At 43.2% G+C, this 14,004-nt stretch carries 12 protein-coding genes; all 12 read left to right on the top strand.

Annotated features, from left to right (window positions below):
- The first annotated feature begins 225 nt into the window (after positions 1-225).
- The 12 genes from sdaAB to AC1ECF_RS04505 all read left to right on the top strand — a co-directional run bounded on the left by sdaAB (position 226) and on the right by AC1ECF_RS04505 (position 13,995).
- Positions 226-888: an L-serine ammonia-lyase, iron-sulfur-dependent subunit beta gene (gene sdaAB / locus AC1ECF_RS04450; protein ID WP_480388198.1), complete on the top strand. Its 663-nt coding sequence runs from the start codon at positions 226-228 to the stop codon at positions 886-888.
- Between the two features lie 11 nt (positions 889-899).
- Positions 900-1,799 carry an L-serine ammonia-lyase, iron-sulfur-dependent, subunit alpha gene (gene sdaAA, locus AC1ECF_RS04455; RefSeq protein WP_480388199.1) on the top strand — a complete coding sequence of 300 codons (900 nt, stop codon included), beginning with the start codon at positions 900-902 and terminating at the stop codon, positions 1,797-1,799.
- On the top strand, positions 1,789-3,840 hold the full coding sequence (recG, locus tag AC1ECF_RS04460) for an ATP-dependent DNA helicase RecG (protein ID WP_480388200.1): 2,052 nt from the start codon (positions 1,789-1,791) through the stop codon (positions 3,838-3,840). The genes sdaAA and recG overlap by 11 nt, the downstream gene beginning before the upstream one ends.
- A 202-nt stretch (positions 3,841-4,042) precedes the next feature.
- Positions 4,043-4,609 (top strand): transcription factor FapR, encoded by a 567-nt coding sequence (gene fapR, locus AC1ECF_RS04465; RefSeq protein ID WP_480388201.1) that lies wholly within the window; start codon positions 4,043-4,045, stop codon positions 4,607-4,609.
- A gap of 15 nt (positions 4,610-4,624) precedes the next feature.
- On the top strand, positions 4,625-5,620 hold the full coding sequence (gene plsX / locus AC1ECF_RS04470; RefSeq protein WP_480388202.1) for a phosphate acyltransferase PlsX: 996 nt from the start codon (positions 4,625-4,627) through the stop codon (positions 5,618-5,620).
- The gene (fabD, locus tag AC1ECF_RS04475; RefSeq protein WP_480388203.1) at positions 5,613-6,563 is read left to right on the top strand and encodes an ACP S-malonyltransferase; all 951 of its coding nucleotides are present in this window, start codon (positions 5,613-5,615) and stop codon (positions 6,561-6,563) included. The genes plsX and fabD overlap by 8 nt, the downstream gene beginning before the upstream one ends.
- Positions 6,556-7,302, top strand: a complete 747-nt coding sequence (gene fabG, locus AC1ECF_RS04480) for a 3-oxoacyl-[acyl-carrier-protein] reductase (RefSeq protein ID WP_480388204.1) — start codon at positions 6,556-6,558, stop codon at positions 7,300-7,302. The genes fabD and fabG overlap by 8 nt, the downstream gene beginning before the upstream one ends.
- 63 nt (positions 7,303-7,365) lie before the next feature.
- Entirely contained in the window at positions 7,366-7,602 is a 237-nt protein-coding gene (locus AC1ECF_RS04485) for an acyl carrier protein (RefSeq protein ID WP_480388205.1), read from the top strand.
- Between the two features lie 145 nt (positions 7,603-7,747).
- Complete coding sequence (rnc, locus tag AC1ECF_RS04490) at positions 7,748-8,506, top strand: ribonuclease III (protein WP_480388206.1); 759 nt, start codon at positions 7,748-7,750, stop codon at positions 8,504-8,506.
- 3 nt (positions 8,507-8,509) lie between these two features.
- Positions 8,510-12,064 (top strand): chromosome segregation protein SMC, encoded by a 3,555-nt coding sequence (gene smc / locus AC1ECF_RS04495; protein WP_480388207.1) that lies wholly within the window; start codon positions 8,510-8,512, stop codon positions 12,062-12,064.
- Between the two features lie 13 nt (positions 12,065-12,077).
- Positions 12,078-13,097: a signal recognition particle-docking protein FtsY gene (ftsY, locus tag AC1ECF_RS04500; protein WP_480388208.1), complete on the top strand. Its 1,020-nt coding sequence runs from the start codon at positions 12,078-12,080 to the stop codon at positions 13,095-13,097.
- 568 nt (positions 13,098-13,665) lie between these two features.
- Positions 13,666-13,995, top strand: coding sequence for a putative DNA-binding protein (locus AC1ECF_RS04505; protein ID WP_480388209.1), 330 nt, complete (start codon positions 13,666-13,668; stop codon positions 13,993-13,995).
- Positions 13,996-14,004 lie beyond the last annotated feature (9 nt).

A 14,004-nucleotide genomic window follows, 5' to 3' on the forward strand; every position in this document is an offset into this window, starting at 1 on the left:
GGAATACTCTTGTTCGCATTGGTCATCTGTCTACCATCTATCACTCCGTACACTCCTTCTTTGTTCAAAATTCTTTCCTATCCTACCTTCCAAGTCCTATCGTCATCATTTGAAAAGCATGGTATAATCCATGAAAGCGTTTTTATCGCTTTTGTACAATACTTTTGTTTAATGTTCCTATTACGTGTAAAATAGAGTTATAAAGTGAAAGTGGAGGTCAGTAGATTGAAATTTAAGTCTGTTTTTGACATAATAGGCCCCGTTATGATTGGTCCTTCCTCATCCCATACTGCTGGAGCAGCACGCATTGGGAGAGTTGCACGAGATTTGTTTGGAAAACAGCCTACTTGGGCTAAGATATATCTTTATGGGTCTTTTGCTGAGACCTATAGAGGACACGGTACGGATGTAGCGATCATTGGTGGATTGTTAGATTACGATACATTTGATGAGCGTATAAAGACTGCCTTCGAGGATGCGGAGAAGGCTGGGTTAAGCTATGAATTTATTCCAGAGACAGGCCATACGGAACATCCGAATACAGCGAGGATTGTATTAGGGGACGATAAGACGGAAATGTCGATGGTCGGTATTTCAATCGGTGGCGGGAAGACGGAGATTACCGAGTTAAATGGTTTTCCACTTCGTTTGTCTGGTAATATGTCAGCAATTCTTGTGGTGCACGATGATCGTTCGGGCTGTATTGCAAGTGTTTCTAATTGTTTGGCAAATTATGATATAAATATTGGCCATATGGAGGTTTCTCGGAAAGGGAAGGGAAATATGGCGTTAATGGTGATAGAAGTCGATCAGAACGTGAACGAGTCTGTTTTAGAAGAGATATCGAAGCTTCCTAATATCACGCAAGTTACAAGAATTGTAGATTAAGGAGAGGTAAAATGGAGGTTCTATTTCGTAATGTTCGAGAATTGGTGGACTTGGCGACAGCGCAGAACAAGCTGATCTCGGAAATAATGATTGAACAAGAAATGCTTTTGACAGAGCGTTCTCGTGAAGAGATTATGCAGCAGATGGAGCGTAATCTGACTGTCATGGAAGAGGCTGTGGAAAAAGGCTTGAAGGGTGTTCGTTCAACATCAGGGCTAACCGGTGGAGATGCTGTGCTTCTTCAGGAGTATATGAAGAAGGGCAATTCACTTTCTGGTGAATTAATGCTCGATGCTGTTAGTAAGGCGGTAGCTACGAATGAAGTGAATGCTGCGATGGGTACGATTTGTGCGACTCCTACAGCTGGATCTGCTGGGGTAGTACCAGGTACTTTATTTGCGGTGCAAAATAAATTACATCCGACTAGGGAGCAGATGATCCGTTATTTATTCACGGCTGGTGCCTTCGGATTTGTGGTGGCGAATAATGCTTCTATTTCGGGAGCTGCTGGAGGATGCCAGGCTGAGGTAGGTTCGGCAGCTGGAATGGCGGCTGCAGCTATCGTAGAAATGGCTGGGGGAACTCCTGCACAGTCAGCGGAGGCGTTTGCCATAACACTGAAAAATATGCTTGGATTAGTATGCGATCCAGTGGCTGGCTTAGTTGAGGTGCCATGTGTGAAAAGGAATGCAATGGGTGCATCGAATTCTTTAGTAGCTGCGGATATGGCACTTGCTGGAGTTACTAGTAGAATTCCGTGTGATGAAGTAATTGATGCAATGTATAAAATTGGTCAGACGATGCCAACTGCTTTAAAAGAGACTGCTCAAGGGGGCCTTGCTGCTACGCCGACAGGGAAGTGGCTGGAAGCGAAGATTTTTGGCGGGGCTGTGATGAACAGTGGAAAATAAATTACAGGAGTCAGTCACTACTCTAAAGGGAGTGGGAGCTGGAACGGCTAAGGCTTTGGAAGAGTTGGGGATTCACACACTTCAGGATTTAGTAATGACCTTCCCATATCGACATGAGGATTTTCGATTAAAGAACTTAGCGGAAACAGCCCACAATGAAAGAGTGACAGTAGAAGGAAGGGTCGAAAGCGAACCCTCTCTTCTTTTTTTAGGAAAAAATAAATCACGATTGCAGGTCCGATTGTTGGCAGGACAGCATCTGATAAAGGCGGTTTTCTTTAATCAGGCATACTTAAAAAATAAACTGACTCCTGGCTCTTTTATTACGGTGACGGGTAAATGGGACCGAGGTAGACAGGTGATTAATGTTTCCACGTACAAGGATGGTCCGAAGACGGATGACCAGCAGGATTTTGAGCCGGTTTATTCTCTTCGTGGTTTAATTAATCAACGTGTATTTCGAAAGTTTATGAGGCTTGCATTAGATGAGCTGAAAGGGCAGATGGAGGATATTTTACCAGCATCCATTCGAACTGCGTACAAGCTGCCTGATATGGTGGAGGCACTGGAAGGAATTCATTTTCCGGTAGATGCAGAGCACGCAAAAAATGCGAGGAGACGCTTCGTTTATGAGGAGCTTCTTATTTTCCAATTAAAAATGCAGGCTATTAAAAAGGTGCGCAAGGAGCAGAATGTTGGAAATGACATTCATTTTGACAATGAAAAAGTCAAGGAGCTCATTCAGTCCTTGCCATATGAGCTAACAGATGCGCAAAAACGAGTGGTGAATGAGATTTGTCGCGATTTGCTCGAGCCACACCGAATGAATCGACTGCTTCAAGGAGATGTAGGCTCTGGGAAAACGGTAGTAGCAGCAATTTGTCTTTATGCGGTAATTACAGCTGGTTATCAAGGTGCGCTCATGGCTCCTACAGAGATTTTAGCAGAACAGCATGCAGCCTCCTTGGATCAGTGGCTTTCCCCTTTGGGTGTAAGAATTGCCTTGTTAACCGGAAGCACCAAGGCCAAGGCAAGAAGGATGGTGCTCGAGAATCTAGCGGCAGGCAATATTGATTTATTAATCGGAACGCATGCCTTAATCCAGCCGGATGTTACGTTTAAGAAACTGGGGTTAGTGATCACGGATGAGCAGCATCGCTTCGGTGTTGAGCAGAGAAGGGTGCTGAAGGAAAAGGGAGAAAATCCGGACGTGCTATTTATGACTGCTACTCCTATACCGAGAACGCTTGCAATCACGGCTTTTGGTGAGATGGACGTATCTATTATCGATCAAATGCCTGCTGGAAGAAAAGCGATAGATACGCATTGGATGAAGCAAGAGCAGCTACCGAAGCTAATCGTCCGCTTGAAGCGAGAGCTTGCACAGGGTAGACAAGCGTATATTATTTGCCCACTCATTGAGGAATCGGAAAAGCTGGATGTCCAAAATGCGGTGGATGTGTACAATATGATGGCTCATGAGCTAGGTGGCCAGTACCCAGTCGGACTGATGCACGGCAGGCTCCATCCAGATGAAAAGGATCAAGTGATGAGAGAGTTCACAGATGGACAAATCAAGGTACTCGTTTCTACGACGGTTGTAGAGGTAGGGGTAAACGTACCGAATGCGACATTTATGATCATTTTTGATGCCGAGCGATTTGGTCTTGCACAGCTCCACCAGCTACGTGGAAGGGTAGGTCGTGGAGAGCATCAATCCTACTGCATCTTGCTAGCGGATCCGAAATCGGAGGAAGGGAAAGAGCGAATGATATCGATGACTGAAACGAACGACGGGTTTGTGCTAGCGGAGAAGGACTTGGAGCTTAGGGGACCAGGGGACTTTTTCGGTCGTAAGCAAAGCGGTCTACCAGAGTTCAAGATGGCAGATTTAGTGCATGATTACCGTGCGTTAAATACGGCGAAGGCTGATGCGGAGCGTCTGTTGGAATCTGATGAGTTTTGGCAGTCGACGGAAATGAAGGGACTAAGAGATATTCTTGAACAATCCAAGGCATTAGATGGAGAGCGAATAGATTAACTGTTAGGTATCTGCATGGCTTTAGGCTCTTCGGAGTTTAAAGCCGTGTTTCATTTGTAGAAGCGGTAAGCAAAAGGAATGTATTCGGAATAAAAGCTGGAAAAGGCAATGCTCCTTGTTTTTCTGTAATCAGTTGTTGCATTCTTATTTTAATATTTATATACTGATATTAGTACCAAGTGCTAAAATGGTGGTGTGAAAGATGAAATATACGAAAAAAGAAAGACAGAGATTGCTTTTAGAGACTTTAGAGAAAAATCCTTTTATCACAGATGAAAATCTGGCATCCACGTTTCATGTGAGTGTTCAAACGATTCGACTTGATCGGATGGAGCTTTCCATTCCGGAGCTTCGTGAACGTATCAAATCTGTCGCCGCCAATAAATTTGAAGCTGAGGTGAAATCTCTTCCCCTTGATGAGGTGATTGGAGAGATTATTGATATAGAATTGGATAAACAGGCCATCTCTTTATTGGACATAACACAGGACCATGTGTTTGCGAGAAATGGGATAGCTCGTGGCCATCATTTATTTGCACAAGCAAACTCGCTAGCAGTAGCAGTAATCAATGACGAGCTCGCACTAACTAGAAAAGCGAATATTACCTTTGTGAAGCCGGTCAAGGCTGGTGATCGAGTAATTGCGAAAGCGGTTGTGATTTCTAGTGATACGGAAAGAAATAATACGGTCATTGAAGTGACAAGTAAGGTAGAAAATGATACTGTATTTGCTGGCCAATTTGATATGTATAGAGTAACTATGTCTTAAGTAAAGGTGAGTAATATGAAGATAGCAATAGATGCAATGGGCGGAGACAACGCCCCACACGAAATCGTCAAAGGAGCTTACGAGGCACTTGATGCATTTTCGGATATCGAAATACTTTTATATGGAAATGAAGAGAAGTTAGCTCCTCTTATGAAGGTGCATGAACGCATCAAGGTAATACATACAGAAGAAGTAATTGAAGGAACGGACGAGCCGGTTAGAGCAATTAGAAGAAAGAAAAATTCTTCGATGGTGAAAATGGCGGAGTCAGTGAAAAATGGAGAGGCAGACGCTTGTGTATCTGCGGGAAATACAGGTGCTTTAATGGCAGCAGGGCTGTTCGTGGTTGGTCGAATTGACCAAGTAGATCGTCCGGCACTTGCTCCGACTCTACCGACAGTGGATGGAAAGGGCTTTGTGATGCTCGATTTGGGAGCGAATGCGGATGCGAAGCCAGAGCATTTACAGCAGTTTGCGGTAATGGGAAGCGTCTATGCAGAAAAGGTAAGAGGTATTTCTAACCCAAGAGTTGGACTGCTGAACATCGGTACGGAGGATCAAAAAGGAAACGAGCTGACGAAAGCAGCATTCGCCTTGCTAAGCGAATCTCCTATAAATTTCATTGGAAACGTAGAATCGAGAGATCTTCTAAGCGGCGTAGCAGATGTCGTGGTAACGGATGGTTTCACAGGAAATATGGTGTTGAAAACGATTGAGGGTACGGCGGCTAGCATTTTTACCCTGCTGAAGGAAGCGTTGAACAGCTCTACAAAGACAAAAATTGGTGCATTGCTTGTGAAGGACGAGCTAAAAGGCTTGAAAGGCAAGCTTGATTACTCCGAATACGGAGGAGCAGGGCTGTTTGGTTTGAAGGCCCCTGTGATTAAAGCGCATGGTTCTTCCAATGCACATGCTGTGTTCCATGCAATCAGACAAGCAAAAACGATGGTGGAAAACAATGTAGCGGGTATTATCCAAACTACGTTAAGAAAGGAATCATCTAATGACTAAAATTGCTTTTATATTTCCTGGTCAAGGCTCTCAATCCGTGGGGATGGGGCAGCAGCTGATCGAAAGCAGCGTTGAGAGAAAAAGGTTTTATGAAGAAGCAGATAAAGTATTAGGGTTTTCATTAACAAACATTATGCTGGAAGGTCCAGCAGAAGAGCTGACAAAGACCTATCACGCACAGCCAGCTCTATTAACAACGAGTACGATGGTTGCGCATGCTCTCATGGATGCTGGTATTAAGCCGCATTATACAGCAGGGCACAGCTTAGGAGAGTATTCCGCTTTGGTTGCCTCCGGTGCCATTCGTTTTACGGACGCCGTTTCCTTAGTACACCAAAGAGGCTTGTTTATGAATGAGGCTGTTCCTTTTGGAGAAGGCTCGATGGCGGCGATCCTAGGCATGGAAGAGCATTTGCTGAAGGAGGTCACTAGCGAAGTGACAGCCGAAGGGAATCTTGTTCAAATTGCCAATCTGAATTGTCCTGGTCAAATTGTTATTTCCGGAACGGCGGAAGGTGTAAGACTCGCTTCGGAACGAGCAAAGGATTCTGGAGCAAAGCGTGCTATACCATTAGTCGTTAGTGGACCTTTCCATTCGGAATTAATGCGACCTGCAGCACATAAATTAGAACAAGCTATTCATACAATTGAAATGAAGGATGCTAACACTCCTGTCATTTCTAACGTTACTGCACTGCCTACAGAGAAGGCTACCGATTTTCAGGATCTCTTAGTTGAACAGCTATATTCTCCTGTTCGATGGGAGGAGTCTGTGAGGCAGCTATTAGACCTTGGAGTAACTGTTTTTATTGAATGCGGTCCTGGTAAAGTGTTAAGCGGGTTGGTGAAAAAAATAGATCGTTCGGCAACTGTTTATTGCGTTCATGATGAGGCGTCTATGCAGCAAGTCATTTCAGAGCTGGGAGAGGTTGTAAATGGGTAAGTTAGAAGGCAAATCGGTCATTGTGACAGGTGCTTCTCGAGGAATCGGGAAAGAAATTGCTCTTTATCTAGCAAGTGAAGGTGCAAAGATAGCAGTTAACTATAGTGGTAGCAAAGAAAAGGCAGAGGCAGTGGTAGCAGAGATTAAATCGCTTGGCGGTGAAGCATTTGCCATACAAGCGAATGTAGACCAAGCGGAGGATGTGCAGCAGCTTGTTGCACAAACGCTTGAGAACTTTGGATCTATTGATGTGTTAGTGAATAACGCGGGGATTACTCGCGATAACCTGTTGATGAGAATGAAGGAGCAAGAATGGGATGATGTGTTAAACACCAACCTAAAAGGAGTCTTCCTATGTACAAAGGCAGTGACAAGACAGATGATGAAGCAACGAAAAGGACGAATTATTAATATCACTTCTATCGTTGGAGTCGCTGGTAACCCTGGACAAGCCAATTACGTAGCTGCTAAAGCAGGGGTAATTGGACTGACGAAGACCTCTGCGATCGAGCTTGCTAGCCGGAATATTACCGTAAATGCAGTGGCACCAGGTTTTATTACTACGGACATGACCGATGCGCTTCCTGATGAGGTGAAAACCCAGATGCTAGGTCAAATTCCATTAGCGAAATTTGGGCAGCCAGCGGACATTGCAAAGACAGTAGCTTTCTTAGCTTCAGAGGATGCTAGCTATATAACCGGTCAAACCATACATGTTAATGGCGGTATGTACATGTGAGGTTAGGAAGTTCTTTTCCAAACACGCAGTTTTTTGTATAATCATTGAGGGGAGGTGACAAATGTGTCAACAGTTTTAGAACGCGTAACTAAAGTAATCGTAGATCGTCTAGGTGTAGACGAAAGTGAAGTAACATTAGAAGCATCTTTCCGTGATGATTTAGGTGCAGACTCTCTTGATGTAGTTGAATTGGTTATGGAGCTTGAGGATGAATTCGATATGGAGATTTCTGATGAAGATGCTGAAAACATTTCTACTGTAGGTAATGCAGTTAGCTATATTGAAAGCAAGCAAGGCTAAAAACCACTTAGATGAATTAAGGAAAAGAGACGTTCTGCTTTATTCGAATGAATAGCGGCAAAACGTCTCTATTTCTTTTTGCACAATGGTTTATAAAAGGGTAAACTTATACAGATAGACGTTTAAGCGAGAAAGGCAGATTAGGATGAAAGTAAATCGAAAACATAATCAGAATAGAAAAACAGGTTTTCCCGAAGCAGTAAAACAACAATTTCAGCATTTTCAGGAGCATTTTAATATACACTTTAATAATCCTACCTTATTGTATCAAGCCTTTACCCATTCATCCTATGTGAATGAGCATCGCCGGAAATTTTTCACGGATAATGAACGCTTAGAATTTTTAGGGGACGCAGTGTTAGAGCTTTCCGTCTCTCAATATTTATTCCAGCAATATGCACTAATGAGTGAGGGGCAGCTTACCAAGCTTAGAGCGGCAATTGTATGCGAGCCATCCCTTGTAGTGTTTGCGAATGAGCTTGGTTTTGGAAAATATGTATTGCTTGGAAAAGGCGAGGAACTCACTGGTGGTCGAGAAAGACCAGCACTGCTTGCTGATGTTTTCGAAGCATTTGTAGGAGCGTTATATCTAGATAAGGGCTTAGAGGAAGTCGTTCAATTTTTAGAAAAGGTCGTCTTCCCGAAAATAGAAACCGGTGCTTTTTCGCATGTGATGGATTATAAAAGTCAATTACAAGAGGTTGTTCAGCAAAAAAACAATGGTACCTTGAGCTATGAAATAGTAGAAGAAAAAGGACCTGCACATAATAGAACCTTCGTGTCTCGTGTACTTTTAAATGCGAAGGAGCTTGGAATTGGAAAAGGGCGTTCGAAGAAAGAGGCAGAGCAACAGGCCGCTCGAATCGCCATTCATGCTATAAAGGATCAAGAACAGGAGGAATAATCGTTGTTCCTTAAAAGATTAGAGATAATTGGATTCAAATCATTTGCAGATCGAATTGGGATAGATTTTGTTCCTGGTGTGACAGCAGTGGTTGGTCCAAATGGTAGTGGAAAGAGTAATGTGACAGATGCAATAAGATGGGTGCTAGGAGAGCAATCTGCCAAATCACTTCGTGGAGCAAAAATGGAGGATGTTATTTTTGCAGGAAGTGATTCGAGAAAGGCGTTAAACTTTGCTGAGGTTACCTTAATATTGGATAATGCGGACCGAAGAGTTGCACTTGATTTTGCAGAGATCAGTGTGACCAGAAGGGTATTCCGCTCTGGTGATAGTGAATATTTATTAAACAAACAGAACTGTCGATTAAAGGATATTACCGATTTATTTATGGACTCTGGATTAGGAAAAGAAGCCTTTTCCATTATTTCGCAAGGTAGGGTCGACGAAATACTAAACAGTCGCCCTGAGGATAGAAGAGCTATATTTGAAGAGGCAGCTGGTGTACTAAAATACAAGCAGCGAAAGAAGAAGGCCGAATTTAAGCTCATTGAAACGGATGATAATCTAAATCGTGTATTAGATATCCTACACGAGCTAGATGACCGCATGGAGCCTCTTCGTATCCAATCTTCTTTAGCAAACGATTATTTAACGATGTATGCAGAGCTAAAGGATATTGAAATAGCCGTCATTGGACACGATTTACGTCAATTTATTCAACAAACAGAAACGCTACATAAACAGCTTCAAGTAGTAGAAGAGGCAAAGGGACAGCTAACCGTAGAAATAAATCAAATCGAAGCTGCTATCCAAGAAAGCCGTAAAAACTTAACCTCCATCGACGAAAAATTAGATGATGAGCAAGGGCAGCTGGTTGATACTAGCTCCGAGCTAGAGCGCTTAGAGGGTAGAAAGCTGCTGCTGGCTGAGAAAAAGCAAAATGCTAGTCAGCAAATTGCGCAGTTAAAAAGAGCGCTAGAGGAAGAACAGAGCCGTTTAGCAGCTTTGGAAGCACAGATGGAGCAAAATGATGCATCAAAGGCTGAAAAACAGCAGACGTTGAAGGAGCTTCGTGCCAAGAAGATTCAAATCGAAAAGGTGCTAAGCAAATCGGCATCTGAGGTGGAAGAAGAAATTGAAAACCTGAAAAGCTCATACATCGAACTGTTAAACGAAGAAGCAGCGATGAAAAATGAAATGAAGCATATGGAGCAGCAGCTTCAAACAGAAATGGTCACCTCTGAAAAAATGGTAGAAGACTATCGTGAATTAAAGGAGGAGACTGAAAAGCTATCTGCTAGAAAAGAAGAGCTAGATGCTTTGTTAGCAACCTGTCAGGACAAGCTAGCACGAAAGCTAGAGTCTTACACGTCGAAGCGTGAGACAGCAACTCGTCTAGAGGCAGCCTATGAGGAGCAGCAGACAATGCTTCAAAAGGCATATCAAATGAAGCATCAGATGCAGGCTCGAAAGGATTCGCTTGAAGAGCTCGAGTCCGAGTTTGCCGGCTTCTTCCAGGGTGTAAAGGAAGTGCTGTTTGCACGGGATAAGAAGGAGCTGCAAGGGATTCATGGTGCAGTTGCAGAGCTTATTCAGATTCCAACCGAATATATGAGCGCGATTGACACTGCAATTGGTCAGCAATCTCAGCATATTATTACTGACACAAGTCAGGATGCACGTGTGGCAATTGAATGGCTGAAGCGTAAGAGAGTAGGTCGTGCTACGTTTCTGCCTTTAGAGGTAATCAAATCTAGAAAGCTAAGTGAGCAAACACTTGCTCCGATCAAACAGCATCCAGCTTTTATTGACACAGCCGACCAGCTAGTTAACTATCAAAAGGATTATCAAGTAATTTTTGAAAATTTACTTGGTAATATTATCGTAGCAAGAGACTTAAAGGGTGCCAATGAAATGGCGGCCCGACTGCAATATCGATACCGATTTGTAACACTGGATGGGGACGTAGTAAATGCCGGTGGATCTCTAACAGGAGGAGCTTCCAAACAGCAATCCTCTGTATTCACGAGAAAAGCAGAGCTGGAGCAGCTGAATGAAAAGCTGGTAGAGCTAGAAGCCTCTGTTTTAAATGCTGAACGTTCTGTTGCCTCGAAAAAGCAAGAGGTCAATCAGCTGAAAATTGAGCTAGAGGACGCGCGTATCCAGGGAGAAGGCTTACGAGAAGAAGAGCATAAGCTACTAGCGGAGACGAGAGAATGTACTGCTATCCTCACTCGACTGTCTAATCGATTACTAGAATATGATGAAGTGAAGACAGAAAAAAGCAACCTTCAAAACGACCTTGTTCGTAAAAAGGAGCAAACGGAAAAGCGAAGTGCAGAAATTCAGCAATCCCTTGCTTCTATTCAGCAAACGATTGACCAGCTTCAGCAACTGAAGCAGCAATCGATTGAAGAAAAGGATAAATTCCAAAACGAGCTTGGCGAGCTGCTTGCTACAATCGCCGTTGTAAATGAACAAGTTACGCAACGTGAAAAAGATAGAGCGCAACTAACGGAAGATAATGCGAAAAGCAAGCAACGAATCAGTAGTCTTCAGAAAGAAATTGCTTGGTATGAAAATGATGACCATGGTGGACAGTCTCCTGAGGAGCTAGATCAATTGATCAGTGACTTGAAGAAGAAAAAGGATTACCTGGTCGAGCAAATTCAAGCTGGGAAAACTGGACGAACAGATATTTCTCAAATGATTGCAAGAAATGAAGAGGCGTTGAAGAGACTTTTACAGCAGCTCTCCGTCCATACATCTAACGAGCGAGAGCTAGAGCTTAAACTAAGCAAGATAGAGGTAGAGACAAGAGCACTGCAAAACCATCTAGAGGACACGTATGAAATGAGTCTAGAGGAGGCAGAGCGTGATTATCCATTCGATATGGAGGAGGAGCTTGCACGTAAGAAGGTGAAACTGCTTAAACGTTCTATTGAGGAATTGGGACCTATTAACTTGGCCTCTATCCAAGAATTCGAGCAGGTCTCTGAAAGACATGCATTCTTAACCGAGCAGCGAGAGGATTTATTAGCAGCTCAAGAAACCTTACATGAGGTAATCAAAGAAATGGACGAGGAAATGACCATTCGCTTTGAAACAACCTTCCGTGAGATACAACGCCATTTCAAGGTGGTCTTCCGTCAACTTTTCGGTGGGGGACAGGCAGATTTAGTGCTAACAGATCCATCCTCCTTACTGAATACGGGAATAGATATCGTAGCGCAGCCGCCTGGTAAAAAGTTACAAAATCTATCTTTATTGTCAGGTGGGGAAAGAGCGTTAACGGCAATTGCATTGCTATTCTCTATCCTTCATACAAGACCTGTACCTTTCTGTATCCTCGATGAAGTAGAGGCGGCCTTAGACGAAGCGAATGTCACACGTTATAGTGACTACTTGAAGAAGTTTAGCCATGAGACACAATTTATCGTTATCACCCACCGAAAGGGAACGATGGAGGGTGCCGACGTGCTATACGGAATCACGATGCAAGAATCCGGTATTTCGAAGCTTGTTTCTGTAAAATTAGAAGAAGAATTAGTAACATAAAAGGAGTTTTTTTATGAGCTTTTTTAAGAAATTAAAGGATAAAATGCTTGGTTCCACTCCAGAAGCTGAGCAAACAGTAACTGTCACGAATAAATTTAAGGAAGGTCTTGCAAAAACTCGCAATCAATTTACCTCAAAAGTGAATGATCTTGTCGCAAGATACCGCAAAGTAGATGAGGACTTTTTTGAAGAGCTAGAGGAAATCCTACTGCAAGCCGATGTGGGCTTTGAGACAGTGCTTGAGCTGATGGATTCCCTTCGATTTGAGGTGCAGCGTAAAAATATCAAGGATACTGCCGGTATTCAATCAGTAATCTCTGAAAAGCTTGTAGAAATCTATCAGGCTGGTGAAGAAGACATTACGTCGCTTAACCTAGAACAAGAAGGGCTTTCTGTCATTTTATTCGTTGGAGTAAATGGTGTTGGGAAAACTACTACAATCGGGAAGCTCGCTCATCGTCTTAACAGCGAAGGCAAAAAAGTTATGCTAGCTGCAGGAGATACGTTCCGTGCGGGGGCAATAGACCAGCTACAGGTATGGGGAGACAGAGTAGGCGTAGAGGTTATCAAGCAGGCTGAGGGCTCTGACCCTGCAGCTGTTATGTACGATGCCATCCGTGCTGCCAAATCCCGAAAAGCGGATGTGTTAATCTGCGATACCGCTGGAAGACTTCAAAACAAAGTAAACCTGATGAATGAACTAGAAAAAATCCATCGCGTTATTTCTAGAGAGGTTCCAAATGCACCGCACGAAGTACTACTAGCTTTAGACGCTACCACAGGTCAAAATGCACTAGTGCAAGCACAAACGTTTAAGGAAGCTACAAATGTAACAGGAATTGTGCTAACGAAGCTAGACGGAACTGCAAAAGGCGGTATCGTCCTAGCCATCCGCAACAAGCTTCACATCCCTGTAAAATTTGTAGGCCTAGGGGAAAAAATGGATGACCTGCAACCATTTGACGCAGAAAAGTACGTATACGGCCTCTTCGCAGACGGCCTCGAGCTAGAAGACGAGAAAGAAAACGACTAACAACAGAACCAGTACTTAACAGGTAAGACAAGTAAAATTACTTGACAGACCTGTGCGGTATTAATACAATTGATAAGTAAAGTTATATAAAAAAGCAAGAGTAAGATATCCGCCCAGACGGTGGATTCTTTGGATTGATTTATTGATTGCTGTAAGAGTACGCTCTGAGCGATGACTGTACTTAACAGAGCTGTAAATCAATCAGAAGGGATCCATAATTAAATTAGTATTAATTTAACTTAATTTGTAATGGGTAGCGACCGGCAGGAAGCGACTATTCTTAATCAAAGTGGTAGTTGCTAAGAGGGCTTCCATAATCAGAACAGAATTATATTCGACTTTATTTGTGACTGGAAGCGGCGGGTGGCGACTCCTGCAGGATGAGTGAGAAAAATGAGACAGCACACCGACACGCGTAAGCGGCCGGTGCTGGCTCATCGCTCACCCTGCGGAATGCGTCCACCCATAGCGCCTACACTTAATAACGGGATTTCTTAACCCAATCACTGATTTGATTACCTAAAGCTTCAAAGCACTACTAAGGAACAATGGTAAGGAGAGATGGGAATTGATTGAAAAAACAACTAGAATGAATTTTCTCTTCGATTTTTACCAGGCACTATTAACTGATAAACAACGAAGCTATATGCAACTATATTATCTAGACGACTTATCCCTTGGAGAAATCGCAGAAGAATACAGCATCTCTAGGCAAGCAGTATACGATAACATCCGCCGCACAGAAGCAATGCTCGAGGAATATGAGGATAAACTAAACCTCCTATCCAAATTCGAAAACCGACAAGAAACAATCGAGCAGCTTCTGCAATTGGCCAAGGAAGAGTCGGTAAACGATCAGCTTATCGAACTAATTGATCAATTAAAAGAATGGGATTAGGAGGCGAGC

The sequence above is a fragment of the Psychrobacillus sp. Z3-81 genome, assembly GCF_056620325.1.

What these genes read in the sequence shown, in the direction of transcription:
- fabD (WP_480388203.1), top strand. Translation starts at nt 5,613, where the DNA reads ATGACTAAAATTGCTTTTATATTTCCTGGTCAAGGCTCTCAATCCGTG.
- plsX (WP_480388202.1), top strand. Translation starts at nt 4,625, where the DNA reads ATGAAGATAGCAATAGATGCAATGGGCGGAGACAACGCCCCACACGAA.
- rnc (WP_480388206.1), top strand. Translation starts at nt 7,748, where the DNA reads ATGAAAGTAAATCGAAAACATAATCAGAATAGAAAAACAGGTTTTCCC.
- fabG (WP_480388204.1), top strand. Translation starts at nt 6,556, where the DNA reads ATGGGTAAGTTAGAAGGCAAATCGGTCATTGTGACAGGTGCTTCTCGA.
- fapR (WP_480388201.1), top strand. Translation starts at nt 4,043, where the DNA reads ATGAAATATACGAAAAAAGAAAGACAGAGATTGCTTTTAGAGACTTTA.
- sdaAA (WP_480388199.1), top strand. Translation starts at nt 900, where the DNA reads ATGGAGGTTCTATTTCGTAATGTTCGAGAATTGGTGGACTTGGCGACA.
- ftsY (WP_480388208.1), top strand. Translation starts at nt 12,078, where the DNA reads ATGAGCTTTTTTAAGAAATTAAAGGATAAAATGCTTGGTTCCACTCCA.